The organism is Micromonospora palythoicola (genome assembly GCF_036689795.1).
Lineage (GTDB): Bacteria > Actinomycetota > Actinomycetes > Mycobacteriales > Micromonosporaceae > Micromonospora > Micromonospora palythoicola.
Genome location: NZ_JBAGKI010000074.1, coordinates 1 through 25,760, shown reverse-complemented (window position 1 = coordinate 25,760; position 25,760 = coordinate 1). Strand labels below are relative to the sequence as shown.

General features: G+C 71.7%; 21 protein-coding genes. 11 read left to right on the top strand and 10 right to left on the bottom strand.

The features are described from left to right. Window positions 1–272 precede the first annotated feature (272 nt). From V5O40_RS24090 to V5O40_RS24070, 5 genes are all read right to left on the bottom strand, one after another. Entirely contained in the window at window positions 273–704 is a 432-nt protein-coding gene (locus tag V5O40_RS24090) for a DUF3140 domain-containing protein (RefSeq protein WP_269742560.1), read from the bottom strand. Continuing rightward, window positions 691–909, bottom strand: a complete 219-nt coding sequence (locus V5O40_RS24085) for a hypervirulence associated TUDOR domain-containing protein (protein ID WP_332907575.1) — start codon at window positions 907–909, stop codon at window positions 691–693. Before V5O40_RS24085 ends, V5O40_RS24090 begins: the two co-directional genes overlap by 14 nt. Before the next feature lie 89 nt (window positions 910–998). Then, window positions 999–2,210, bottom strand: coding sequence for an esterase-like activity of phytase family protein (locus V5O40_RS24080; protein WP_332907574.1), 1,212 nt, complete (start codon window positions 2,208–2,210; stop codon window positions 999–1,001). Window positions 2,211–2,301: 91 nt separating this feature from the next. After that, window positions 2,302–2,853, bottom strand: coding sequence for a Uma2 family endonuclease (locus tag V5O40_RS24075; RefSeq protein WP_332907573.1), 552 nt, complete (start codon window positions 2,851–2,853; stop codon window positions 2,302–2,304). 207 nt (window positions 2,854–3,060) lie between these two features. Next, window positions 3,061–3,867, bottom strand: coding sequence for a class I SAM-dependent methyltransferase (locus tag V5O40_RS24070; RefSeq protein WP_332907572.1), 807 nt, complete (start codon window positions 3,865–3,867; stop codon window positions 3,061–3,063). A 317-nt stretch (window positions 3,868–4,184) separates the two neighbouring features. On the opposite strand from V5O40_RS24070, the gene rpsA reads away from it, so the two are divergent. Continuing rightward, window positions 4,185–5,678, top strand: coding sequence for a 30S ribosomal protein S1 (rpsA, locus tag V5O40_RS24065; RefSeq protein ID WP_099844791.1), 1,494 nt, complete (start codon window positions 4,185–4,187; stop codon window positions 5,676–5,678). A 254-nt stretch (window positions 5,679–5,932) separates the two neighbouring features. Further along, complete coding sequence (gene coaE, locus V5O40_RS24060) at window positions 5,933–7,114, top strand: dephospho-CoA kinase (RefSeq protein WP_332907571.1); 1,182 nt, start codon at window positions 5,933–5,935, stop codon at window positions 7,112–7,114. A 53-nt stretch (window positions 7,115–7,167) separates the two neighbouring features. On the opposite strand, the gene V5O40_RS24055 is transcribed toward coaE, so the two are convergent. Next, window positions 7,168–8,865 carry a hypothetical protein gene (locus tag V5O40_RS24055; protein WP_332907570.1) on the bottom strand — a complete coding sequence of 566 codons (1,698 nt, stop codon included), beginning with the start codon at window positions 8,863–8,865 and terminating at the stop codon, window positions 7,168–7,170. A 405-nt stretch (window positions 8,866–9,270) separates the two neighbouring features. Between V5O40_RS24055 and uvrB the strand changes: the two genes are divergently transcribed. Then, the gene (uvrB, locus tag V5O40_RS24050) at window positions 9,271–11,379 is read left to right on the top strand and encodes an excinuclease ABC subunit UvrB (protein ID WP_332907569.1); all 2,109 of its coding nucleotides are present in this window, start codon (window positions 9,271–9,273) and stop codon (window positions 11,377–11,379) included. 108 nt (window positions 11,380–11,487) lie between these two features. Beyond that, the gene (locus tag V5O40_RS24045; protein ID WP_332907568.1) at window positions 11,488–12,342 is read left to right on the top strand and encodes a helix-turn-helix domain-containing protein; all 855 of its coding nucleotides are present in this window, start codon (window positions 11,488–11,490) and stop codon (window positions 12,340–12,342) included. A gap of 191 nt (window positions 12,343–12,533) precedes the next feature. Here the strand turns inward: V5O40_RS24045 and V5O40_RS24040 are convergent, their stop codons facing one another. Next, window positions 12,534–12,827 carry an antibiotic biosynthesis monooxygenase family protein gene (locus V5O40_RS24040; protein ID WP_164448396.1) on the bottom strand — a complete coding sequence of 98 codons (294 nt, stop codon included), beginning with the start codon at window positions 12,825–12,827 and terminating at the stop codon, window positions 12,534–12,536. 188 nt (window positions 12,828–13,015) lie between these two features. On the opposite strand from V5O40_RS24040, the gene V5O40_RS24035 reads away from it, so the two are divergent. Continuing rightward, entirely contained in the window at window positions 13,016–14,014 is a 999-nt protein-coding gene (locus V5O40_RS24035) for a TerC family protein (RefSeq protein ID WP_332907567.1), read from the top strand. A gap of 84 nt (window positions 14,015–14,098) precedes the next feature. Continuing rightward, on the top strand, window positions 14,099–14,911 hold the full coding sequence (locus V5O40_RS24030; protein ID WP_332907566.1) for a tyrosine-protein phosphatase: 813 nt from the start codon (window positions 14,099–14,101) through the stop codon (window positions 14,909–14,911). Here the strand turns inward: V5O40_RS24030 and V5O40_RS24025 are convergent. Both V5O40_RS24025 and typA read right to left on the bottom strand, forming a co-directional pair. Continuing rightward, on the bottom strand, window positions 14,865–15,767 hold the full coding sequence (locus V5O40_RS24025; protein ID WP_332907565.1) for a serine hydrolase: 903 nt from the start codon (window positions 15,765–15,767) through the stop codon (window positions 14,865–14,867). The genes V5O40_RS24030 and V5O40_RS24025 overlap by 47 nt on opposite strands. A gap of 8 nt (window positions 15,768–15,775) precedes the next feature. Next, window positions 15,776–17,644: a translational GTPase TypA gene (gene typA, locus V5O40_RS24020; protein ID WP_269742548.1), complete on the bottom strand. Its 1,869-nt coding sequence runs from the start codon at window positions 17,642–17,644 to the stop codon at window positions 15,776–15,778. Window positions 17,645–17,768: 124 nt separating this feature from the next. Between typA and V5O40_RS24015 the strand changes: the two genes are divergently transcribed. Next, on the top strand, window positions 17,769–19,121 hold the full coding sequence (locus tag V5O40_RS24015) for a DedA family protein (protein ID WP_332907564.1): 1,353 nt from the start codon (window positions 17,769–17,771) through the stop codon (window positions 19,119–19,121). A gap of 101 nt (window positions 19,122–19,222) precedes the next feature. Then, window positions 19,223–20,125 (top strand): transglycosylase SLT domain-containing protein, encoded by a 903-nt coding sequence (locus tag V5O40_RS24010; protein WP_332907563.1) that lies wholly within the window; start codon window positions 19,223–19,225, stop codon window positions 20,123–20,125. Here V5O40_RS24010 and V5O40_RS24005 read toward each other — a convergent pair. Continuing rightward, a complete protein-coding gene (locus V5O40_RS24005) occupies window positions 20,071–22,200 on the bottom strand; it encodes an MMPL family transporter (protein WP_332907562.1) in 2,130 nt (709 codons plus the stop codon). The two genes, V5O40_RS24010 and V5O40_RS24005, sit on opposite strands and share 55 nt — an antisense overlap. A 171-nt stretch (window positions 22,201–22,371) precedes the next feature. On the opposite strand from V5O40_RS24005, the gene V5O40_RS24000 reads away from it, so the two are divergent. From V5O40_RS24000 to V5O40_RS23990, 3 genes are all read left to right on the top strand, one after another. Then, window positions 22,372–22,887 carry a MarR family winged helix-turn-helix transcriptional regulator gene (locus V5O40_RS24000; RefSeq protein ID WP_332907576.1) on the top strand — a complete coding sequence of 172 codons (516 nt, stop codon included), beginning with the start codon at window positions 22,372–22,374 and terminating at the stop codon, window positions 22,885–22,887. Window positions 22,888–22,890: 3 nt separating this feature from the next. Further along, window positions 22,891–24,558, top strand: a complete 1,668-nt coding sequence (locus V5O40_RS23995; RefSeq protein WP_332907561.1) for a CocE/NonD family hydrolase — start codon at window positions 22,891–22,893, stop codon at window positions 24,556–24,558. Window positions 24,559–24,721: 163 nt separating this feature from the next. Further along, complete coding sequence (locus V5O40_RS23990; protein ID WP_269742544.1) at window positions 24,722–25,618, top strand: hypothetical protein; 897 nt, start codon at window positions 24,722–24,724, stop codon at window positions 25,616–25,618. Window positions 25,619–25,760 lie beyond the last annotated feature (142 nt).

Sequence of the window (25,760 nt, the reverse complement as noted above, 5' to 3'; positions counted from 1 at the left end):
TGCCCCGAAACCCTGACGTGGTCACCGAACGCGTGCCGATCACGGTCCCGCGGGCGAACCGTGCGCTGATGTCAGCAGTTTCGGGGAAGCTCCTGCCTCGCGGGCCGGCTGACCCGGCAACTTCGGCGAAGTTGCTGCCTCGCGGGTCGGCTGACCCGGCAACTTCGGCGAAGTTGCTGCCTCGCGGGCCGGCTGACCCAGCACCTTCGCCGACGTTGTCGCCTGCTGGTGCGCGGGTGCGGTGGTGGGTGGGGTGCGCGGGGTCGTGGGTATCAGCGGGCGGGGCCTCGGCGGGACCTGGGCGGGGCGCCGTGCCGGTCGAGGGCCTTGCGGGAGGGGCCGCCGGGCGGCGGCAGCGGTGCCTTGACCGGGTCGTGGCCCCAGTTCATCAGCGAGTACCGCCACCGGGTGTCGCGCACGTCGCCGCTGGGTCGCTGGGCCATGTGTCGCCGCACGTACCCGACGACCTTGCGCATGTGCTTGTAGTCGGCCTCGGTCAGCTGGCCACGCTTGCGGCGCAACAGGTCGATGATCTTTCGACCGGACTCGTGGCCGACCGTCTCGCCGCCGCCGCTGCCCTTCCGCCGCCAGCCGACATGCTTGGACTCGTCGGTGTCCAGCCACGTGGACAGCTCGCCGGGCTTCATGTTCACCGCCTCGGTGAACTCCCGGTAGGTCTGGTCCGGGTCGTCACGACGGCTCACGGCGCAACACCTCCGGGCGGTGGGCCACGTCCCGGCCCGAGTCGTCGTTGCGGATGCGGTACTGCGGCTGCTCCGGTGTCGCGTCCACGGCGTGCCCGCGTACGTGGGTGCGTTCGGTCAGTTTCTCCTTGACCACACCGTGGGCCCGGCCGCTGTGGCTGGCCCAGGAGACGTGGTCGCCGGTGCGGAACTCCTCGTCGGCCATGCCGCCCGGGTACCCGGGCACCTTCGGGGAAAACGCCGCCGCCCTGCCCCGACCGCGAGAGGTCGGGCGGGGCAGGGCGGCGGCGCCGGTCACCTGAGGACGCGACGGTCCGGGTCGAGCGAGCGGGGCAGCGTGATGACGATCCATTCGTTGTCCTCGGCGACGCCGGGGGCGCGGCCGGTGGAGAACGGGAAGTTGTTGTCGTTGAGTACCGCCACCCGCCGCTTGTCCAGAATCACCACGTTCTCGATGGTCTGGAAGGGGAACGTGAAGGTGGTGTCGAAGCCACCCAGCCGCTTGGGGTTGGCGACGTTCATCAGGTCGACAAGCAGGGTCTTGTCCAGCAGGCCGTCCCGGTCCCGGTCGCGGGCGTCGGCGACGTAGAGCCGTTTGACCACGGCGGTGGGGCCCTGCCCGCCGTCCCGCTCGATGATCAGGAAGCGGTGTCTGTCGATCGCGATCGCGTCGCCGATGGCGAGGTTCGGCGCTTCGAGTCGGTAGGTGAGGCGCTTGCCGGTGTAGCGGCCGGCCCACCTGTCGAACTCGTTGAGCCGCAGCTGGCCGGGAGGGTCACCGGCAACGGTGCCCTCCAGCAGCGCGTAGAGGTGGCGACCGTCGGGGGAGGCGGCCAGACCCTCGAATCCCCGGCTGCTGGCGAGGGTGGCGGGAACGCCGGCGCGCGCGGCGGTTTCCGGGGCGACCACACCGTCGAGCGGGATCGGTGCCCGCAGCAGCCGGCCGGCCCGGTCGAAGTGCAGCAGGTACGGCCCGAACTCGTCGCCGATCCAGTAACTGCCGTCGGCCGCCTTGACGATCGACTCGACGTCGAAGTCGGTGCCGGTGAGCACCCGGTCGGTGCGGGTCAACTGCCACGGGACGTGCCCGTCGGGGTCGGTGAGGTTGATCCCGCCGACCACGTCGACCTCGCCGGTGGCGAACACCGGGGCGAGCCGCTGGACGCGCAGCAGGAAGTCCGCCGAGTTCGCCTGGTTGCCGTAGCCGTTGTCGGACAGCACGTCGAAGGTGCCGTCACCGTTGTCGGCGATACCCGAGAAGCCCTGGATCGGCTGGTCGGCGAAGGGTGTGGGGTAGCCGTTGGTGTTGCCGGTGACGAGGCTGCCGGAGGGTTCGCTGCCCGGTACGAAGGTGGCGGCCGGCAGCGACGCGAAACCCGTGAGCGTTGGCCTGGCTGTCGTCGGGGCACCAGCGAAGGACGCGGTGCCGCCCAGGGCGAGAGCAAGGGTGAGGACGCCGGCACCGGCGAGTGCCCGGCCCAGGCGGGTGGCGGTGATCTGTCTCATGCGCCCGGACGTTAGGGAGCGCGGGTGAACTGGAGGAGACCTGGCGGTGGCTTCCGTCGGGCGTCCGGTGACCGGTTTGTCCGGCGGTCGGCTATGCGGTGAGGTCGCGGACCGGAAGTTTGATCTCGAACGGTTCGGTCAGCTCGATGAGCTCGGCGCTGTCGGCGACGAGTTCGTACTGCCGCTCCCCGCCCGGCCCGATCCGGTCGCCGAGGCGGTACGCGTACACGTGCACCGGGTTCTGCTCGATGCGCCAGTAGAAGGGGATGCCGGCGGCGGCGTACTCGCCCGGCTTGGCGAACCGGTCGACCCGGCGGGTGCCCGGCGAGACGACCTCGACGGCCAGCACGACGTCCGCCGGCCGCAGCCGGGACCGGTCCGATGGCAGCCCGGCGCGGCAGAGCAGCACGTCCGGTTGCCGGCAGGTGTTGTGGCTGAGCCCGACGCCGACCGCCTGGGCGGCGCGCAGGTGGTCGGGAGCGTGAGCGCGGAGCCACAGCCAGAGCAGGCTGGAAATGTCCTGATGGCCCAGGGTGGGGGAGGGTGTCACGTGGATGACTCCGTCGACGAGTTCGACGCGGGGGGCGTCGTCCGGCAGGGCGAGCAGGTCCTCCAGCGTGTAGTCCGCACGCTGCTGCCGCATGGGGTCCGGACACCAGGGGCCAGGTGATGTCGGGACGGGCTCGGCGCTCATGCCGGCCCTCCGCCGCGCTGCGGGCCGGCATGAGGCGCCACGGCACCGCGTCGATGATTCGCTCGCTGGCGCACGCTCATGACGCGAGCGTAACGCCACCCCGGGACGGCCGCGTCGCACTCGTTGTCCGCAACGGCGCCGGACCGGACAGCCGGCTCAGTCGGCCGGTTTCTCGGTGACGAAGATGGCGGTGCCGGGGAAGAGCCGGCCGCGCAGCGGGCTCCACTGCCCCCAGATTCCCTCGTGCCCCTCCGGCCACTCCGGTTCCACCAGGTCCAGCAGCCGGAACCCGGCACCCACCAGCTCGCGGACCCGGTCGCCGAGGGTGCGGTGCTGCTCGACGTAGCTGGCCCGGCCGTGTTCGTCCAGCTCCACGTAGGGCCGGGTGTCGAAGTACGAGTGCACGGCGGTCAACCCGCCCTCACCGGGGTCGTCCAGGAAGATCCAGCGCATCGGGTGGGTGACCGAGAAGACCCACCGGCCACCGGGACGCAGCACCCGGTGCACCTGGCCCATCAGCGCCGCCGAGTCCTCGACGAAGGGAACCGCGCCGAACGCCGTGCAGGCGATGTCGAAGCTCTGGTCGGCGAAGGGCAACGCGAGCGCGTCGGCCTGCGCCAGCGGTACGCGTACCCCGCTGCGGGTGTTGGCCTGGGTCGCGTGCCGCAACATGCCGGCGGAGAGGTCCACCGCGACCGGCCGGGCGCCCTGGGCGGCGAGCCAGCGGGAGCAGGACGCCGCGCCGCAACCCACCTCCAGCACCCGTCGCCCGGACACGTCGCCGAGCAGTCGGGCGTCCGCCTCGCGCAGTCCCTCCGGGCACCAGACGAAGTCCACGTCCCCCAGGAAGTCGCCGTGTTCTGCTTGGTACGCGTCGGCGTCGGCGTCCCACCAGCGTCGGTTGGCGGTGCGGGCCTCGGCGTCACCCACCCGGCGGCGGGTCACCCGGTCGTCGTCGTTCACCAGGCCACGCTAGGCCCTCACGCTGGGACGGCGGGCGGCGGGCCGGTGGGGCGTCTGGTCGAAATCTCCGCTTTGGCGGCTGGTGCGCCGACGAGTAGGCGGGAGGGCTTGCACGCTGTGGTAATGCAGCAGGTAGGGTAGACGATGCGCTCGCGGATCGTGTGCCTCGGCAGGGAGCAGGTGCGCGGTCGACGGAGTCACATCAAGATCTCGTTCAGCGATTTCCAGGTGGGCCCGCCGACAAATCCGTTGGCGCGCACAGGTCACCGCGACACCAGCCTGCTGTGACACACCATCCGACCGGAGCAACCGCCCACATGACGAGCAGCATCGAGGCCCCCTCGAGCGCCACCAAGGTCACCGTCGACGATCTCGGCTCAGAGGAGGCTTTCCTCGCCGCGATCGACGAGACCATCAAGTACTTCAACGACGGCGACATTGTCGAAGGCACCGTCGTCAAGGTCGATCGGGACGAGGTCCTGCTCGACATCGGCTACAAGACCGAGGGTGTCATCCCCTCTCGGGAGTTGTCGATCAAGCACGACGTGGACCCGGCAGAGGTCGTCTCGGTGGGTGACCACATCGAGGCCCTTGTCCTTCAGAAGGAGGACAAGGAGGGTCGGCTGATCCTCTCCAAGAAGCGGGCGCAGTACGAGCGGGCCTGGGGCACGATCGAGAAGATCAAGGACGAGGACGGCGTCGTCCGCGGTTCCGTCATCGAGGTGGTCAAGGGTGGCCTCATCCTCGACATCGGGCTGCGCGGCTTCCTGCCGGCCTCCCTGGTCGAGATGCGGCGGGTGCGTGACCTGCAGCCGTACGTCGGCCGCGAGCTCGAAGCCAAGATCATCGAGCTGGACAAGAACCGCAACAACGTGGTGCTGTCCCGCCGGGCCTGGCTGGAGCAGACGCAGTCCGAGGTGCGCACCGAGTTCCTCAACAAGCTCCAGAAGGGGCAGGTCCGCAAGGGCGTCGTCTCCTCGATCGTCAACTTCGGCGCCTTCGTTGACCTGGGCGGCGTGGACGGCCTGGTGCACGTCTCCGAGCTGTCCTGGAAGCACATCGACCACCCGTCCGAGGTCGTCGAGGTGGGCCAGGAGGTCGAGGTCGAGGTCCTGGACGTCGACCTTGACCGGGAGCGGGTCTCGCTGTCGCTGAAGGCGACCCAGGAGGACCCGTGGCGTCAGTTCGCCCGCACCCACGCCATCCAGCAGATCGTGCCGGGTAAGGTCACCAAGCTGGTGCCGTTCGGCGCCTTCGTCCGGGTGGACGACGGCATCGAGGGCCTGGTGCACATCTCCGAGTTGGCCGAGCGTCACGTGGAGATCCCCGAGCAGGTCGTCCAGGTCGGCTCCGAGGTCATGGTCAAGGTCATCGACATCGACCTGGAGCGCCGCCGGATCTCGTTGTCGCTCAAGCAGGCCAACGAGGGCTTCGTCGAGGGCGAGGAGCACTTCGACCCGACCCTCTACGGCATGGCCGCGACCTACGACACCGAGGGCAACTACATCTACCCGGAGGGCTTCGACCCGGAGACGGGCGAGTGGCTCGAGGGGTACGACAAGCAGCGCGAGACCTGGGAGAACCAGTACGCCGAGGCGCGGCAGCGCTGGGAGGCGCACCAGAAGCAGGTGCAGACCTCTCGGGCCGCCGAGGCCGAGGCCGCTGCCAACCCGCAGCCGGCCCCCGCGGCCGGCGGCACCACCACCTCGACCAGCGCGGCGCCGAGCCGGCAGGCCGAGGAGCCGGCGGGCACGCTGGCCACCGACGAGGCGCTCGCCGCACTGCGGGAGAAGCTCGCCGGCGGCAAGTGACCCGCTGACAACTTCGGCCCGGCGGGCCTGACCCCCGCCGCGACCCGAAGCTGTCGACTGACACCAGAGGGCCCCGCCCCGACCCGGTACTCCGGGTTCGGGTCGGGGCCCTCCCTCATCCCCGTTGATCATGAGGTTGGCGGCACTTTGAAGATCAACAACTGCCGTCAACCTCATGGTCGACGCCGACTGGGGGTGGGGTGCGTGGGTGGGGTGGGGTTGGCGGGGGTGGGGTGATCGGGTTGACTGGTGCCGTGCTGAGGGTGGGGTTGACCGGTGGGATCGGTTCGGGCAAGAGCGCGGTGGCGGGACGGCTGGTCGAGCGGGGCGCGGTGCTCATCGACGCCGATCAGCTCGCCCGGGAGGTGGTCGCGCCCGGCACCGAGGGTCTCGCCGAGGTCGTCGCCGCCTTCTCCGAGCGGGTGCTGGACGCCGACGGGGCCCTGGACCGGGCTGCCCTGGGTGAGTTGGTGTTCGCCGACGAGTCGGCCCGCCGCCGGCTGGAGGCGATCGTCCACGGTCGGGTCCGGGCCCGTACCGTCGAGCTGACCGCCGCCGCCCCGCCGGACGCCGTGGTGGTCAACGACGTCCCGTTGCTGGCCGAGGTGGGGTTGGCACCCACGTACCACCTGGTGGTCGTGGTGCAGACGGGGGTGCACATCCGGCTGGCGCGGCTGGCCCGTGATCGGGGGATGAGCCGGGCGGAGGCGCAGCGCCGGATCGCCGCCCAGGCCGACGACGCCCGCCGCGCGGCGGTGGCGGACGTGTTGCTGACCAACGAGGGCAGCCTCGACGACCTGTACGCGGCGGTCGACGCGCTCTGGCGTGACCGGCTGGTGCCCTTCGAGGACAACGTCCGTCACCGGCGGGCGGTGCGGGCGGGCCGGGTGACGCTTGTCGAGCCGAACCCGAGTTGGCCCCGGCAGTACGCCCGGCTGGCGGACCGGATCCGGCACGCGATCGCCCCCGCCGACCTGCGGATCGACCACATCGGCTCGACCGCGATGACCGGCCTGGCCGCCAAGGATGTCATCGACATCCAGCTCAGCGTGCCGTCCCTCGCCGACGCCGACGGTGTGTTGGCCGAGCGGCTGGCCGACGCCGGTTTCCCCCGGTTGCCGGGCGACTGGTGGGACAGTCCCCGACCGGCCGGTGGCGACCGGTGGGCGAAGCGGCTGCACGGCAACGCCGACCCGGCCCGCCCGGTGCATCTGCACCTGCGGGTGACCGGTTCGCCGGGCTGGCGGTACGCCCTGCTGATGCGCGATCACCTGCGCGCCGACCCCGATCGGCGGGCCGCCTACCTGGTGTTCAAGCGGGAGCTGGCGGCGTCCGCGCCGGACAGCGGCGCGTACGCCACGGCGAAGGACCCGTGGTTCGACGAGGAGCACCTCCGGGCGGAGGAGTGGGCCGCACGCACCGGTTGGCGCCCCTGAGGGGCGCGGCGCGGTCCACCGGGGCGAGGTGGCTGCCCATCCGGCGGGCCGGGTCAGCGCTTCCGCGGCGGCGTCAGCCGTGGAACCCGGCCCGGGGTCAGGTCGAGCTGCGCCCAGGCACCGGAGCGGGTCGGCAGTTCCAGCCGGCGCAGCATCCCGGACCGGTCGACCCAGTAGCGCAGCGGTCCCCGGCCGGTGTCGACCTGCACCACGTCGACGCTGGTGCCGCCGAGGCTGTCGCCGCGTACCCGTTCCGTCCCGCCTCGCGGGTCGGGGTGCTGGGCGGCCCGCAGCGCGGCGGCCACCAGCGGGTCGACGGCCTGCGTGCGATGCGGTCCCGCCCGCCAGCCGGCGGCCGGTGGCGGCAGTGGCGGACGTGCCGACCCGCTGCCGTCGATGCGGGTGACCTGGCGGCCGTGGTGACGGACCAGGGTGCGTCGTGCGTCCGTGTCGAGGTCGGTGACCGCGAGGTACGCGCTGCCCGACGTCCAGCTCAGCCAGCCGCTGCCGCGCAGGTTGGTGGCGGCGGATACGGGCATGGTCAGGGTGGCCGTCGCCCCGCCGACGGTGCGCAGGCGGGACGGCATCCGGCGCCAGCGGTCCCGTTCGGCGGGGGTCAGGGCGCGGGGCAGGCCGGAGCGACCGCCGAGCGCCTCGACGGGTCGGAGCGTCGGACGGTCGGCCCGGTTCAGGGCCACCGTGACCGGTCCGATCCCGGTGACGTCGGCGAGCACCCGGCGCAGGCGGCCGGCCCGGTCCAGCCAGTAGCGGGTCGGGGTGGCGGTGTCCGGCGTGCCGGCACCGGGGGTGCGGCTCGCCGGTACGACAGCGTTGCGCGTGACGACCTCCAGCACGTCGACCGGCTCACCGTCGAGTTGCTCCCGGCCCACCCAGCGACCGGTCCACCGGTCCGCCGGATCGGGCCGGTCGGCGGCGAGCGCGAAGATCAGCCCGAGCAGCGGAGCGAGATCCGGGTCGGCGGGCAGCCGCCAACCGTCAGCCGGTGGCACCAGGGGCGGCATGGCCGGCGTCGGTACGGCCGTCGGGTCGGGTCTGATCACCAGCACGGTGGGGGTGGCCTGGGCGAGACCACGCGACGCGCCCGCGCCCGGGCCCCCCACGTCGAGGTAGGCCAGCCCCCGGGCCCAGTCGACCCAGCCGAGCAGGTCGGTGCGGGTGGCGCCGGCACCGGCGGTGACGTGCAACCCGGCCCGTAACTCGCGGTAGTTGGTCACCCGCATGGTGGTCAGTCGTTCCCGTTCGGCCGGGGTCAGGTCCCGTGGCGGCGGGCCGTCCGGCGCCCAGTTGACCAGCGTGGCCACCAGCATCACGGCGGAGAGCACCGCGGTGAGGGCCAGCCCGGCGAGGGTGAGGCGGCGTCGGCGGTCGGGTACCCGTCGTGGGTCGTGGGCCTCGGCGGTCGCGCCGGCCAGATCCTCCTCCTCGGCCCGGTTCCCGGCGGCCAGGTCGAGCAGACCGCCGGAGACCACGGCCCGGCGGACGCCCGGCCGTGGCGGCGCCGGTGCGGTGCCGGCCAGGTTGAGGACGGCGGGCGGCGCGAGACCGGCCCGGTGGCGGGTTCCCGCGCGGTGCCGGCGGGTGTGCGTACGGGCGTGACCGGTCGGCCCGGCATGGCCGGTGCCGCCCGGGCTGCCGCCGCCGGCCGGGGCGCCGGCCCGGGTCGGATCGGTGCGTGGCTCGTCGGGTGCGCGGCGACGGCTGTCGGACGGCGGTTGTGAGCTGCTCTCCACGGGAGGATGAACGGTGCGGACCACGCGGGGGTGACGAGCAGGGGGCGCTCGCGGCGGCCGGTCAGCGCGATCCGCGCGACCACGTCCGGTGCGCACGCCAGGCATGCCGGGTGCTGCGACCCTCGGTGCCGGGGGTGGCGTGGCTTGTGCGGCCCGCCACCGGCCCGGTCGGCCGCCGCGAGCGGCCTACGGGAAAAGCGTAGCGGGGTGAGAAGAACCACACAATGCGAATATCGAAGCCGATCAGATGCCGCACGTAGTCGCCGGGGCGGTCGGGGAGGATCGCGAGGCGTCGCGGAAGTCCGCACCGAGCCGGCGTCCACCGCTGTCGCCCGTCCAACCGATCGGTGGGGCGGCCGGGCGGACCGGGTCTGACTGTCGGAGCCCCGGCGTACCGTTGAGGTCATGGCGCTCGACATACCCCGGCTCGACGGCCGTTTCCAGGTCATCAGTGATTTCCAGCCGGCCGGTGACCAGCCGGCGGCGATCGACGACCTGGAGCGGCGGGTGCGTCGCGGCGACCGGCACACGGTGCTGCTCGGCGCGACCGGCACGGGCAAGAGCGCCACGGCCGCCTGGCTGATCGAGCGACTGCAGCGTCCCACGCTGGTGCTGGCCCCCAACAAGACGCTCTGCGCGCAGTTGGCGAAGGAGTTCAGCGAGCTGCTGCCGGACAACGCCGTGGAGTACTTCGTCTCGTACTACGACTACTACCAGCCCGAGGCGTACATCCCGCAGACCGACACGTACATCGAGAAGGACTCCTCGATCAACGAGGAGGTCGAGCGGCTGCGGCACTCGGCGACGATGTCGCTGCTCACCCGGCGTGACGTGGTGGTGGTCGCGACGGTGTCGGCGATCTACGGGCTGGGCACCCCGGAGGAGTACCTCGACCGGGCGGTACGGGTGGCCGTCGGCCAGGAACTCGACCGGGACCAGCTGCTGCGTCGCCTGGTCGACATCCAGTACACCCGCAACGACATGGCCTTCCAGCGCGGCACCTTCCGGGTCCGCGGCGACACGCTGGAGATCATTCCAGCGTACGAGGAACTCGCCGTGCGCATCGAGCTCTTCGGCGACGAGGTCGAGAAGCTCTACTACCTCAACCCGTTGACCGGTGACGTGGTGCGCGAGGTGGACCATCTGCTGATCTTCCCGGCGACGCACTACGCGGCGGGTCCGGAGCGGATGGAGCGGGCGGTCCGCGACATCGAGACGGAGCTGGGCGAGCGGCTGGCCGAGCTGGAACGGCAGGGCAAGCTGCTGGAGGCGCAGCGGCTGCGGATGCGCACCACGTACGACATCGAGATGATGCGGCAGGTGGGCTTCTGCTCGGGCATCGAGAACTACTCGATGCACATCGACGGCCGGCTGCCCGGCAGCCCGCCGCACTGCCTGCTGGACTACTTCCCCGACGACTTCCTCACCGTGGTCGACGAGTCGCACGTGACGATCCCGCAGATCGGCGGCATGTACGAGGGCGACGCCTCACGCAAGCGGATGCTCATCGACCACGGATTCCGGCTGCCCAGCGCCGCCGACAACCGACCGCTGCGGTTCGACGAGTTCCTGGAGCGGGTCGGCCAGATGGTCTTCCTGTCGGCGACCCCGGGTCCGTGGGAGCTGGAACACGCCCAGGGCGAGTTCGTGGAGCAGGTGATCCGCCCGACCGGGCTGGTCGACCCGGAGGTGGTGGTCAAGCCCACCAAGGGGCAGATCGACGACCTGATGCACGAGATCAAGCTGCGTACCGAGCGCGACGAACGGGTGCTGGTCACCACGCTGACCAAGAAGATGGCCGAGGATCTGTCCGACTATCTCCTGGAGAACGGCATCCGGGTGCGTTACCTGCACTCCGAGGTCGACACGCTGCGCCGGGTGGAGCTGCTGCGCGAGCTGCGCCGTGGCGACTACGACGTGCTGGTCGGCATCAACCTGCTGCGGGAGGGCCTCGACCTGCCTGAGGTGTCGCTGGTGGCGATCCTGGACGCGGACAAGGAGGGCTTCCTGCGCAGCGGCCGGTCGTTGATCCAGACCATCGGCCGGGCGGCCCGTAACGTCTCCGGCCAGGTGCACATGTACGCCGACAAGATCACCCCGTCGATGGCGGACGCGATCGAGGAGACGAACCGGCGTCGGGCCAAGCAGATCGCGCACAACGAGGCGCACGGCATCAGCCCGGAGCCGCTGCGCAAGAAGATCCACGACATCCTCGACGACATCTACCGTGAGGCGGAGGACACCGAGGCGACGCGGGTCGGCGGGGCGGTGCGGCAGCTGTCCCGGGGTAAGGCGCCGGTCAAGGAGACCCGCAGCCGGGCCCGGGGCGGGGCGGCCACCCCGGCCCGCGAGGGGATGGCCCGGGCCGAGTTGGCGCAGCTCATCCAGGAACTCAACGACCAGATGCTGGCCGCCGCCCGGGAGCTGCAGTTCGAGCTGGCCGCCCGGATCCGTGACGAGGTAGCCGACCTCAAGAAGGAGCTGCGCGGCATGGACGCCGCCGGCGTGCGATAGCCGCCGCCGCGCGACAATCCACTTCCTACAGTGGGGGAATAGCGGAATGCGAGCGTCCTATTGCGCTAAGTGATCGCCGTGCGTACTCTCCCTCGGTGGGAGGCGGGGATGCCGTTGCCAACGAGTCCGGTCATTCGACGTGCGCGACTGGGCGCCGAGCTGCGTCAGCTACGCCGGCGGGAGGCGCTGACCCTGGAACAGGTGTGTGAGCGGCTCGGTTGGGCGTCCACCTCCAAGCTGTCCCGCATCGAGCTGGGGCAGAGCCGCCCCGACCTGGCCGACGTGCTCGATCTGCTCGACGTCTACGAGGTGCCGTCGCGGCAGCGCGACGCCCTGATCGTCATCGCCCGGGACGCCGCGACCGGCCGGGGGTGGTGGAAGTCGCTCGGGGAGATGGGGGAGCGGCAACGCACGTACGCCGAACTCGAAGCCGGAGCGGCGGGCATCGTGGAGTACCAGCCGGCGATCGTGCCCGGTCTGCTGCAGACCCCGGCGTACGCCCGACTGCGCATCGTCGCCGGTCAGCTCATCGATCCGACGGTGGACGTGGACGCCGACCTGCGGGCCCGGGCCGCTCGACAGGCGGTGCTGCGTCGGGTGGAACCGCCCCGCTACACGGCGCTGCTCACCGAGCTGGCCTGTGAGCCGGGCGACGACCCGGTGGAGGTGTGGCGCGGGCAGTTGGCGCAGCTGCTCGAACTGGCCGCGCTGCCGCACGTGACGATCCGGCTGCTGCGGGTCGGCGCGGGCCGGCGCCCGCTGCCGCTCACCCCCTTCTCCTGTTACTCCTTCCCGGACCCGGCGGATCCGCGCACCGTGATGCTGGAGGCGCTGACCACGGATGTGCGACTGACCACCGCGACGGACGTCGACAGGTACGAACGGATGACCGACTGCCTGCTGGAGACGGCGTTGCCGGAGGAGGAGACGGTGCGGGCCCTGGCCCGCCGCCTCGACGGGTGACACACCGCCGCCCCGGTCGTGGGCAGCGTCGGCAGGTCTCGCATGAAGAGGCATCGGCAGGTCACGCACGGAGAGGCGTCGGCACCGGACCCGGCGCCCCCGAAGCCGTCGGGGTCGGTGCCGACGCGAGACGCACGATAGGTGGACGGTGTGACACTTTCTCGACTCGGTGCGTGGTGCTCGGGTGTCGATCAGGCGGGTACGTCGACGAAGTGCTCGACCCGCGGCGGGGTGGCGAAGTGCGGACCGATCAACTCCCGCCACCCGACGAAGCGTTCCGTGGCCCGGAAGTTCCGCTCGTGAGCCTCGACTGTGTCCCACTCGACAAGCAGCACGAAGCGGGTGGGGGACTCCAGGCCCCGGGTCATGCGTACCGAGCGGCAGCCGGGCGTGCCGGCCAGCAACGGATGCCCCTGGGCGTAGGCGGCGGCGAACGCCTCCTCGTGGCCGGGAATGACGTCGATGAGCGCAACCTCGAGGACCATGCCGGCAGCCTGCCACATCGCTGCCGGGGTCCGGCCCGGCCCGGTCGGCTTTCCCATTCGTCGCCGTGCCGGACCAACCCACTCCAGTAGCCCATCCTCCTAGGATGCCGAGCGGGGTGAGGTGGCCGGCACTGCGCGGAGGGCGTACCGTGTGCCGGTTGCTGGGTGGCGGCCGGAGGAATGAGACTGTGAACGTGTCCGGACTGGTGTGGGCGGCTACGCTCGTGGCGCTGACCACGGTCCTCGTGGTGGACCTGCTCATCATCGGGCGCCGGCCACACGAGCCGAGCGTCCGGGAGTCGAGTCTCTGGGTCGCCTTCTATGTCGGGTTGGCCCTGCTGTTCGGTGGCGGACTGTGGTTCACCAGCGGCGCGAGCGTGGCGGGGCAGTTCTACACCGGCTGGCTGACCGAGTACAGCCTCTCGGTGGACAACCTCTTCGTCTTCGTGATCATCATGGCCCGCTTCGCGGTCCCCCGGCAGTACCAGCAGAAGGTGCTGCTCATCGGCATCGTTCTCGCGCTCGTCATGCGGGGCGGTTTCATCGCCGCCGGCGCGGCGTTGATCTCGCAGTTCACCTGGGTCTTCTACATCTTCGGAGCGTTCCTGATCTACACCGCGATCAACCTCGCCCGGCAGGGTGAGTCGAGCGAGGAGGAGTTCACCGAGAACGTCCTCATCCGCTGGAGCCGGCGGGCGCTGCCCATCTCGCGGGGGTACCAGGGTGCCCGGGTCACCGTGCGGGAGAACGGCCGGCGGTTGTTCACCCCGATGCTCATCGTCATGATCGCCATCGGTACCACCGACCTGATCTTCGCTCTCGACTCGATTCCGGCGATCTTCGGGATCACCCAGGAGCCGTACCTGGTGTTCACCGCCAACGTCTTCGCGCTGATGGGGCTGCGGCAGCTCTACTTCCTGCTCGGCGGGCTGCTGGACCGGTTGATCTACCTGAGCCACGGCCTGGCGGTGGTGCTCGGTTTCATCGGGGTCAAGCTGATCCTGGAGGCGCTCGCGGACAACAACCTGCCGTTCATCAACAACGGCGAGCACGTCGGGTGGGCACCGCACATCCCGATCTGGCTGTCGCTGCTGGTCATCCTGGGCACCCTGGCGGTGGCCACGGCGGCGAGCCTGGTCAAATCCTCGCGGGACCGGCGACGTGAGTTGGCCTCAGCCCGTCGCTGAGCCCCACCGCCGGCGCGGTGCCGCAGCACCGGACGCCCACCGAGACGATCATCGGGTACGGCACCCTGTACGTGAAGGGGGGACATGACCAGTCAGCGAGCGGGCGCGTCGGACTGGACGCTCGTCGGGGCGCCCAATGCGCGGGATCTGGGTGGACTGACCGGCGTTTCCGGCCGGCGGGTACGGTCCGGCCGGCTGATCCGTACGCCGGCGTTGGGTCGGCTCACCGACGAGGACCTGCCGGTGCTGGCGAAGCTCGAACCGGCCTGCGTGGTGGACCTTCGCGCCCAGTCCGAGGTGTCGGTGGCACCGCCGGACCGGCTGGTCGGCGAGCCGACCGTGGTGCACCTGCCGGTGCACGACCCGGCGCATCCGGTCTTCACGTACGTCTCGGCCGTGCTGCTCGGCCACGACCTGAGCGAGTACGCGGAGCTGGCGCGGCAGGGGACACCGGCGGCGATGGCCGCCATCTACCGCTGGTTCGTCACCGGAGACTCGGCCCGGCGGGGATTCGCCGCCGCGGTGCGATTGGTGGCCGACGAGCGCAACCTGCCGTTGGTCTACCACTGCTCGGCGGGCAAGGACCGCACCGGTTGGCTGACCGTGGTGCTGCTGCACGCCCTGGGAGTGGACGAGGCCGCGATCCGGGCCGACTACCTGGCCCACAACCCGCTGACGGAGAGCCTGCGCGAGGTGCTCGTCGACGCGATGCGGCAGCGCCATCCGGGGCTCGACGAGGCGGCGGTCCGGCCGGTGCTGGAGGTCCGCCCGGAGTACCTCGACGCCGCGTACGCACAGGTGCGGCAGGTGCACGGGTCGTTCGGGGCGTACCTGCGCGACGGTCTGGGGATCACCGAGGAGACGGTGGCGGCGCTGCGGGCGAACCTGCTGGAGTGAGCGTGCCAAGGTCGTGGCGGGCCTGCCACACCTCGCGGGAGATGTCGGCCACCAGCTGGTTGGCGTCGACGTCGGCCCGGGCGTCGGTCTGGTCGTCGCCCACGGTGGTGCAGACGACGAGCAGGTAGGCCTCGGCGTCGGCGGGATAGACCACCGCCGCGCCGTGCCGTACGCCGCGTACCCAGCCGTTCTTGTGCGCGAGTCGGACGCCGGCGGGCAGCCCTTCGGCGATGTCCTGGCGGATCTGCTGGGCACAGAGCACGTCCAGCATGGCGGTGCAGCCGGCCGGTGAGGCGATCGGACCGGGGCGGGTGGCGCCGGTGGCGACGGCGCCGAGCAGTGCGGCCAGGTCGGCGGCGGTGACCAGGTTGGTGATCTGCGCCTCACGGGCGGCGAAGTCCTCGATGCCGCGCCCGGTGACGCTGCGCCGGGCGCCGGCCAGCCGCCAGACCTCCGCCACCGCGGCCAGTCCGACGTGCTCGACGACCAGGTTGGTGGCGAGGTTGCTGGACCGGACGATCATCCGTTCGGCGAGCCAGCGCAGCGACGCCCGCCCGCCGAGGCGGTCCCACACGGCCCCGTCGTTGTCGTAGGCGCGCCGGCAGGAGTACGGCGGGGCGTCCGGCCGGGCGGAGGTGAACCGGTTGACGACCTCGACCGGTGCGTCCGGGTCGAGGTGGCCGGCCTCCGCGGCGCGGTGCAGCGCGGCGAGCACGGCCAACTTCATCGTGCTCGCCGCATAGTGGGTGGCCTCGGCGTCCCGGGTCCAGGTGGGTGGGGCGTCGAGCCGCCCCGCGTACACCGAGATCGTGCCGGGTTCCCGGTCCAGCCGCGCGTGGAGATCGGCTGCGGCCATCGGTCGTCTCAGCCGGCGTGCTTGCGGCGGGCGGCGGTGCGGGCCCGCTGGGTCTGGTCGAGCACGACCTTGCGGATGCGCACGGCGGCCGGGGTGACCTCGACGCACTCGTCCTCGCGGCAGAACTCCAGGGCCTGCTCCAGCGACAGCTTGCGCGGCGGGATCAGCTTCTCGGTCTCGTCGGCGGTCGACGAGCGCATGTTGGTGAGCTTCTTCTCCTTGGTGATGTTGACGTCCATGTCGTCGGAACGGGAGTTCTCCCCGACGATCATGCCTTCGTACACCTCGGTGCCGGGCTCCACGAAGAGCTGGCCGCGCTCCTGGAGGTTTGTCATCGCGAACGCGGTGACGCTGCCGGAGCGGTCGGCGACCAGCGAGCCGTTGTTGCGGGTCCGCAGCTCACCGAACCACGGCTCGTACGACTCGAAGACATGGTGCAGGATGCCGGTGCCCCGGGTCTCGGTGAGGAACTCGGTGCGGAAGCCGATCAGACCGCGGGCCGGCACCAACCACTCCATCCGGATCCAGCCGGTGCCGTGGTTGACCAGCTGCTCCATCCGGCCCTTGCGGGTGGCCAGCAGCTGGGTGATCGCGCCGAGGTACTCGTCGGGCGCGTCGATGGTGAGCCGCTCCACCGGTTCGCAGGTCCGTCCGTCGATCTCCCGGGTGACGACCTGGGGCTTGCCGACGGTCAGCTCGAACGACTCGCGGCGCATCTGCTCCACCAGAATCGCCAGCGCCAGCTCGCCCCGGCCCTGCACCTCCCAGGCGTCCGGTCGCTCGGTGGGCAACACCCGCAGCGACACGTTGCCGACGAGTTCCTTGTCCAGGCGGTCCTTCACCATCCGGGCGGTCACCTTGGCGCCCTTGACCCGGCCCACCAGGGGTGAGTTGTTGGTGCCGATGGTCATCGAGATCGCCGGCTCGTCGACGGTGATCAGCGGCAGCGGGACCGGATTCTCGGCGTCGGCGAGGGTCTCGCCGATCATGATTTCGGGGATGCCGGCGACCGCGATGATGTCGCCCGGGCCGGCGCTTTCGGCCGGCTTGCGCTCCAGCCCTTCGGTCATCAGCAGCTCGGAGATGCGGACCCGCTGGGTGCTGCCGTCGGTGCGGCACCAGGCCACCGACTGGCCCTTGGCGATGGTGCCCTGCCGCACCCGGCACAGCGCGAGGCGGCCGAGGAACGGGGAGGCGTCGAGGTTGGTGACGTGCGCCTGCAGCGGGGCGCTCTCGTCGTACGCGGGCGGCGGGATGGTGTCCAGCAGGGTGCGGAACAGCGGCTCCAGGCTGTGGCTGTCGTCCGGCACCGAACCGTCGGCGGGCTGGGTCAGGGAGGCGATGCCGTCGCGGGCGCAGGCGTAGACGATCGGGAAGTCGATCTGCTCCTCGTCGGCGTCGAGGTCGAGGAAGAGTTCGTAGGTGTCGTCGACGACCTCCTTGATCCGGGCGTCCGGGCGGTCCACCTTGTTGATCACGAGGATGATCGGCATCCGGGCCTTGAGCGCCTTGCGCAGCACGAACCGGGTCTGCGGCAGCGGACCTTCGCTGGCGTCGACCAGCAGCACCACCCCGTCGACCATGGTCAGGCCACGCTCGACCTCGCCGCCGAAGTCCGCGTGGCCGGGGGTGTCGATGATGTTGATGGTGACCGGGTCGGAGCCGTCGGCGGGCAGGTAGCGCACCCCGGTGTTCTTGGCCAGGATGGTGATGCCCTTCTCCCGTTCCAGGTCCATCGAGTCCATCACCCGCTCGGTCACCTCGCCCCGGGCGCCGTAGGCGCCGGCCTGCCGCAGCATGGCGTCGACCAGGGTGGTCTTGCCGTGGTCGACGTGGGCGATGATGGCGACGTTGCGGAGGTCCGTGCGAAGCTGCATGGGTTCCATCCTCCCGCCTCGGCGGTAGCGGCGTGGCGTCGGGGTCACCCCGGGTGGTCCGTCTCCCGCGGCGCCGCACTGTCACACTGGCAGGGCAGTCCTGCCGAGGTGATCCGGGGGCGCCGTGCACGATCTGCTCAGTTCGGTGCAGAGCCTGCCGCCGTGGCTGATCTACGTCGTGGCGGCGCTGATCGTGGCCACCGAGACGGCACTGATCATCGGGCTGGTCGCCCCCGGTGAGGCGACCCTGCTGCTGGTGGGCTTTCTCACGTACACCGGCACGCTGCGGTTAGGTCCGGCGTTGCTGGTGATGATCGCCGCCGCCGCGTTGGGCGACGCGCTGGCGTTCCGGGCCGGCCGGCGCTACGGGCCTCGGCTGCGGGCCAGCAGGTGGGGTGCGTGGGTGGGGCCGCAGCGGTGGGCCCGCGCCGACGCGATGCTCGACCGGATGGGCGGTCGGGGTGTGCTGACCGCGCGCTGGGTGGCGTTCGCCCGCACGCTGGTGCCTCGGCTGGCCGGTGCGTCCGGCATGGCCTACCGCCGGTTCGCGCCGTGGAACCTGGTCGGGGTGAGCACCTGGGTGGGTGCCTCGGTGTTGGTCGGGCACCTGGCCGGGGAGTCGTACGAGACGGTCTCCCGGCTGCTGGGCCGGGCCACCGGAGCGGTGCTGGTGCTGGTGGCCGCGTTGGTCGCGGTGGTGCTGGCGGGGCGCTGGCTGGGCCGAAACCCCGATCCGGCGCGGGCGCTGCTGACCCGGGCGTCCCGGCTGCCGCCGCTGCGGTGGCTGTCGGCCCGCTACGGGTTGCTGTTCTTCCTGCTGAGCCTGCGTCTCGGGCCGGCGTGGGCGTTGCTGGCGAACCTGGCGGCCGGGGTGCTGCTGCTGTTCGTGGTGGCGCTGGTGATCGCGTGGGTGCTGCGGGTGGTGGTCCGGCACAGCGGCCTGGCCCTGGTCGACGGAGTGATCGCCGGCTGGTTCGCGGCCCGTCGTACGCCCGACGCGGTGGAGGCGACCCAGGCCGCGGTGTCGCTGCTGCGGGGCTGGTCGCTGATCGTGATGGTGGCGCTGGTGGCCCTGGTGCAGGCGTGGCGGCAGCGGCCCTGGCGGGCGGACCTGCTCAGTGTCGTCGGCACGGTCGGTGCCTTCGTGCCGCTGGTGGTGCTCGCGGCCGTGGCCGACCTGGCCGCCGGTGGGCGGGTGGTGCTGTTCTCCACGCAGAACGTGGTGGTGACGGCGAGCCTGTGCACGCTGGCGTGGCTGGTGTCGCGGGGCGCCCGCTGGCCGGTCGCGGTGGCCGCGTGGACCGTCGCGGCGGCCGGGGTCGTCACGATCGGCGGTGCCCGGCTGTATCTGGGGTTGAGCACCGCCAGCGGCACGGTCGGGGCGGTGTTGCTCGGTGCCGCCTGGACGGCGGTGTTCATGGTCGCCTGGGCTACCCGGGACCGCGCGGTGTCCGGCGGTCGCTCCGCCACCGGATGAGGGCCGCTGCCGTGATCCGGGCGGCGGCGGTCGCGGGGCAACGCGCGACGGGCGGTAGCTGTTAGTGTGCGGCGGGTTCGTCACGGCCGGAGGAGATCGACATGGGACGCGGCGTCGCACGGTGGGGTGTCGCGGCGGTCGCCGCGATGATGCTGCTGACCGGCGGTGGATGTGCCAGGGTGGATGGTTCCACCGCGGAGGTGCCGGCCCCGGTCGCCCTGCCGGGGGAGCTGCCGGACGGCTCGGACGAGACCAGCGGTTCGCCGGTGCCGGAGGAGGTGTCGGCGACCCCGTCGGCGGTGGAGTCGATGGGTGCCGCGCCGAAGGCCACCCCCACCGCGAGTGCGTCGCCCTCGGCGGCGAAGCGGAGCCCGAAGCCGAAGCGCACCACGGCCACCGCTCCCCGGAGGGTGCCGAAGCCACCGACGGAGAAGCAGGTTCCGCCGGACCCGCCGAAGCCGCCCGCGAGCGACTGCAAGCCGAGTTACCAGGGTGATCAGGCCAGCCGTGCGCAGGCGAAGGCGGCGCTGACCGAGGCGGCCGGGCGGACGTACTGGCCGACGTCGGCGCCGGACATCCGCATTCCGCTGAATCTGATCAAAGCGACCGCCTGGCAGGAGAGCGGTTGGCAGTCCAACATCGTGGCCTGCGACAAGGGCATCGGCCTGATGCAGGTGATGCCGGACACCGCGTCCTGGATGAACCAGCGTTTCGGGCAGAGCTACGACGTGTGGGACTACCGGGACAACGCCTACCTCGGCGGCACCTTCCTGGCCTGGCTGACCAAGTACATCGGCGACATGTACTTCGACGCCGACTACCGGCTCGACGCCGACCTGTGCACCGCCGAGCTGGACTCGTGCCTGCTCAACGCGGTCATCGCCGCGTACAACTACGGGCACGGGGCGGTGGCCCCGGAGGGTGAGCCGCTGCACATCCCCAACCCGAGCTACGTGCGCAACGTCCGGGCGCTGATGTCGGAGTGCGTCTGCCTCGGGTTCTGATCGCGGGTGATCCGGCCAGGCCACCAGAAGCGTTCCCCGAGCAGGAACGCCAGGGCCGGGACGACGACCGTGCGGACCAGCAGGGTGTCCAGCAGCACACCGAGGCAGACGATGATCCCGATCTGGGTCAGGGTGATCAGCGGGAGCACGCCGAGGACGGCGAAGACGGCGGCCAGCAGGATGCCGGCGCTGGTGATGACGCCGCCGGTGACCCGCAGCGCGGAGAGCATGCCCTCGCGGGTGCCGACGGTGCGGGTGTCCTCGCGGGCGCGGGTGACCAGGAAGATGTTGTAGTCCACGCCGAGCGCCACCAGGAAGACGAAGGCGAGCAGCGGCACGGTGGTGTCCAGCGCGGGGAAGCCGAGCACGTGGTCGAAGAGCAGCCAGGCACCACCGAGGCTGGCGAAGTACGAGGCGACGACGGTGACCACGAGCAGCACCGGGGCGAGCAGGCCGCGCAGCAGCAGCACCAGCACGGCGCCGACCAGCAGCAGGATCAGCGGCAGGATGACGCGCAGGTCCTCGGCGTCGGCCTCCGCCGCGTCGTACGTGCCGGCCACGGTGCCGCCGACGATGGCGCCGGTGGGTGCGTCGCCGCCCGCGGGGGCGGGTGGCGCGGAGTCGGGTACGGCGGCGACCGCGTCCCGCAGGGCCGCCAGCGTCCGGTCGGAGGCGGTGGTGCCCGGCTCGGCCTCGAGCACCACGTCGACCTGTGCGACGGCGGGGCCGGCGGTGCCGGGGCGGGCGGAGGCCACCCCGGGCACCTCGGCGGCGGCCGCGGTGACCGCCGGCACGGTGTCGGGTCGGGTCATCACCGCCACCGGTTGGGTGGTGCCGGCGGGGAACGCGCGGGCCAGGGTCTCCGCCCCGGCGACCGCCTCGGGCTGCACCCGGAACTGCTCGGTCTCCGACAGCCCGGTGCGCAGGCCGAGGCCGCCCAGGGCGAGCGCGGCCAGCAGCAGCGTGGCCAGGGCCGCGACCGGCACCGGGCGACGGATCACCGCGGCGCCGAGCCGGCCCCAGACCCGGCCCTCCCGGCCTTCGCTGCCGACCTGCGGCACGAACGGCCAGAACAGGCGCCGCCCGAGCAGCACCAGTGCGGCCGGTAGCACGAGCAGAGCCGACGCCATGGCCAGCAGGATGCCGGTGGCGCAGGCGACGGCGAGGGCCCGGTTGAGTTCCCGCTCGCTGAGCAGCAGGGTGAGCACTCCGAGCATGACCGTGCCGCCGCTGGCGAGGATCGGTTCGGCGGTGCGGCGCAGCGCGGCCCGCATGGCCGCGAAGCGGTCCGCTTCCCGACGTAGTTCCTCCCGGTAACGGGCGATCAGCAGCAGGGCGTAGTTGGTGGCGGCGCCGAAGACGAGGACGCTGGCGATGCCGCTGACGGCCCCGCCCGCGTAGTTGATGCCGACGGCGGGGATGACCGTGTCGAGGGCCCGCAGCGCCACCTGTTCGGTGGCCGCCACGACGGCCAGCGGCACCATCCACAGCAGCGGACTGCGGTAGGTGACGAGCAGCAGCAGCGCGACGACCGCGGCGGTGACGGCGAGCAGGGTGGTGTCGGCACCCTCGAAGACCTTGGTGAGGTCGGCGGTGAAGGCCGGCGCGCCGGTCACCTCGACGGTCAGCTCCGCCGGCAGGGCGGTCAGCGCCTCGCGGACCTCGGCCACGGTGGCGGCCACCGTGTCCTGACCGCCCTCGGTGCTCAACGGCACGGCGACCAGGGCGACCGAGCCGTCGGGGGACAGTTGCGGCGGGGCGACCTGACCGCCGGCGGTGAGCCCGCCGAGGGCACCGGTGCCGGCGGTGAGGGCGGCGCGGTCGCCGTCGGTTAGCGGTGCGCCGTCGTCGCGGGTGACCACCACGATGGCCGGCTGGACGTCGCTGGCCGGCAGTTCCTCCTGCAACCGCTCGACCTGGGTGGACTGCCAGCTGACGGACAGGCCGGTGGCGGAGACGGGTGCCGGGTTGTCGGGGGTGGGCAACCAGAAGACGGCCGTGCCCACGGCGAGCGCCGCGAGGATGGTGAGCAAGGCGTTCAGGCGACCGCCCGCCACGCGGGTGAACACGGACATCAGGACGACCCCCCAGTCGACAAGTATCTAGACAGTCGAGATTTTCACCTATCAAGAAAAATACCGCAACAGCGCGGCGGCAGAGAATCTCCACGGCCGAGACGTGGCTCCGGCTCGGTTATGCTGCGAACCGGATCTCGGAAGGAAGCGCGGGACGTGGCAGCTCACGGTATGTACCGCAGGCGCGACACGCGCCGGGAGGTGCTGATCGCCGAGATCACGGCTGAGCTGCGGCGCTACGGGGTGGACGCGCAGCACGTCGGGCACGCCTTCGCCGGCCAGCACGGCCTCAACGCCACCGACCTGCAAGCACTGATCGCCGTGATGGACGCCGAGCTGCTCGGCGATCCGATCACGCCGGGCCGGCTCGGCGAACACCTCGACCTCTCCTCCGGCTCGGTCACCGCCCTGATCGACCGGCTGGAACGCGCCGGACATCTGCGCCGGGACCGGGACCCCACGGACCGGCGCAAGGTGCTGCTGCGCTACGCCGAACGCGGCGCCGAACTGGCGATGGGCTTCTTCCGGCCGCTGGGCGAGCGCACCGACCGGGTGATGGCCGGGTTCGGCGACGACGAGCTGGAGGTGGTGTACCGGTTCATGACGGCGATGGGTGCCTCCTTGCGGGAGCACCGGGACGAGGTCCGGGCCGCCCGGACCGAGCCGCACCGACGCCGGCCGGAGTGAGTCGTGCTGGATCGTCTGGCGGCCGGACTCGCCGCCGCCGCCCTGCGACTGCCACCGGCGCGGACCCGACGGGTCACCGTCACCCGGGACATCGCCCTGCGGGTACGCGACGGTGTGATCCTGCGCACCGACCACTACGCCCCCGACCTGCCCGCCGCGCCCACCGTGCTGATCCGTACCCCGTACGGTCGGGCCGGTCCGATGCGGCTGCTCTGCCGACTCGCCGCCGAGCAGGGATTCCACGTGGTCATCCAGTCCTGTCGGGGCACCGGCGGCTCGGGCGGTGAGTTCCAGCCGTTCGTGCACGAACGCGACGACGGTCTGGACACGCTCGACTGGCTGCGCCGGCAGCCGTGGTGGACCGGCGCGTTCGGCATGTTCGGTGCCAGCTACCAGGGATTCGTGCAGTGGGCGCTGGCGGCGGACGCGGGTCCGCAACTGCGGGCCATGGTCGCGGTGGCCACCGCCTCGACCACCCGCGACTCCACCTACGCGGGGGAGTCGTTCGCCCTGGACACGGTGCTGACCTGGGCGGAGCTGCTGCAGGCGCAGACCGTGCCGTGGCTGGCCCGCCAGTGGGAACTCAAGCGCGGCCAGCCGAGACTGACCGCCGCCCTGGCCCACCTTCCGTTGATCGAGGCCGACCGGGTCGCCACCGGCGTCACCGTGCCGTTCTTCCAGGAGTGGCTGCGGCACCACACCCCGCAGGCCGACTACTGGCGCAGCCGGGTCTTCGACGACCGGCTGCACCTGGTCGGCGCGCCGGTGGCGATGGTCAGCGGCTGGCACGACATCTTCCTGCCGGCCCAGCTGCGCGACTACACGGCGCTGCGGGCCACCGGTGCCCGACCGCGCCTGGTGGTCGGTCCGTGGACCCACGGCAGCCCGGGACTGTTCGTCGCCGCTCTGCGCGAGGGTCTGCGCTGGCTCGACACCCACCTGTCCGACGAGGGAGCCGGCGAGGCCACCGACGCGCCCGTGCGGCTGCACGTCGGTGGCGCGGGCGGCGGCTGGCGCGATCTGCCCGACTGGCCACCACCCGCCGACGCCGTCCGCTGGTACCTGCATCCGCAGGCGGCCCTGAGCCCCGCGGACCCGGTGCCGTCACCGCCGGACGGATTCTGGTACGACCCGGCCGACCCGACGCCGTCGCTCGGCGGCCCACTGCTGGTGGCCCAGCGGGCCGGACCGTTCGACAACCGTCCGGTCGAGGCCCGGCCCGACGTGTTGACCTGGACCAGCGAGCCGTTGGCCGCCGGGATCGAGGTGATCGGGCCGGTACGGGCCGAGATCCACCTGCGCAGTGAGCTGACGCACCTGGACGTCTTCGTGCGGCTGTGCGACGTGGACGCCCGGGGGCGGTCGTGGAACATCTGCGACGGGCTGGTCCGGCTCGATCCGCACCGGTTTCCCGCCGACGACGCCGGCGCGGTCGTGGTGCCGGTCGAGATGTGGCCGACCGCCCACCGCTTCGCCGCCGGGCACCGGCTGCGGCTCCAGGTCTCCGGCGGGGCTCACCCCCGCTACGCGCGCAACCCCGGCACCGGCGAATCCCTCGGCGCGGCTGTCACACTCCGTCGTGGATTCCGGGAGATCATGCACGACCCGGATCATCCGTCCGCAGTGGTCCTACCGGTCGTCCACTCTGCCTCCCAGGCTGCTCCAAGCTGAATAAAAGCGCCTCTGAGCTGGGCATTCGCCAATAGAGCGAGCTATCGTGGTGCTACGCCCGGCGCCGTGCACCCGATTGGCCCGGCCTGGCGGTGAGCCTCTCCACCGCGTACGCGGTGTCACTGTCGTGCCTGGTCCCCGACGAGTAAGCGAAGGGGGATCCATGACGCGGGCACCGGCAAATCTTCTCGCCGTTCGTCGTCTGCTGCTTGATCATCTCGACCGTGACCCCAACCGCAGCCGCGATGCGGACCTCGAACCCAACGAGGTCGGCATCGTCGGTGACGCCAACCACCGAGGGGGCTACCACTGCGGGTCGGACCGGGTCGTCACCAACGACTACTCGGTGGTGGAGTCGCCCCGCGACCGCAACGGACTGACCCTCGACGCCGCCGCCCTGGACGTGGGGACGTTCCGGCTCAACTCCGGCGGCCGTACCCACGACCTGTTCACGTTCTCGACCTGGTGCGTGGCGCAGTGCGTCGCCAACGCCCCGGACACCCGGGACATCCGCGAGATCATCTATTCGCCGGACGGCAACGTGGTCCGGCGCTGGGACCGGCTCGGTCGACGCAGCACCGGCGACCGGTCCCACCTGTGGCACACCCACTTCAGCTTCTTCCGGGACTCGATCAAGGCGAACCGCGACCAGCGGCCCCTGTTCCGCCGCTACCTGACCACCATCGGACTGCTGAACCCCGAGGAGGGGGAGAACGAGATGACACCCGAGGAGCACAACTGGCTCAGGACCGTCCACCGCAACCTCACCGTGCTGGACGGACGCAACCCGATCGGGCAGACCTACACCCGGACAACCATGGGCGAGGACCACACGGACCCCGACTTCCAGGTCTCCCACCCGACGCTGCGCAGCATCGGTGCCCAGCTCACCGCGCTGCAGAGCACGGTGAACTCACTGATGAACCGGGACTTCACCGACGAGCAGGCGATCGTCACCGGGGTGCTGGCCGGTCTCTCCCCGCAGGAGATCGCGGCCGCGATTCCGCCCACCGTGGCGGAACAGGTCGTCAGTGAGTTGAGTCGGCGGCTGGCGGCCTGAGGGGACGCCCCGACGAGTGGCGGCCGGTACCGGCCGCCACGCACCGCCGGGCGCTCAGCCCCGCGGGACCCGGCGGGTCAGAGCGGACGGACGTTGTCCGCCTGCGGGCCCGTCTGCCCCGGGGTCACCTCGAACACGACCG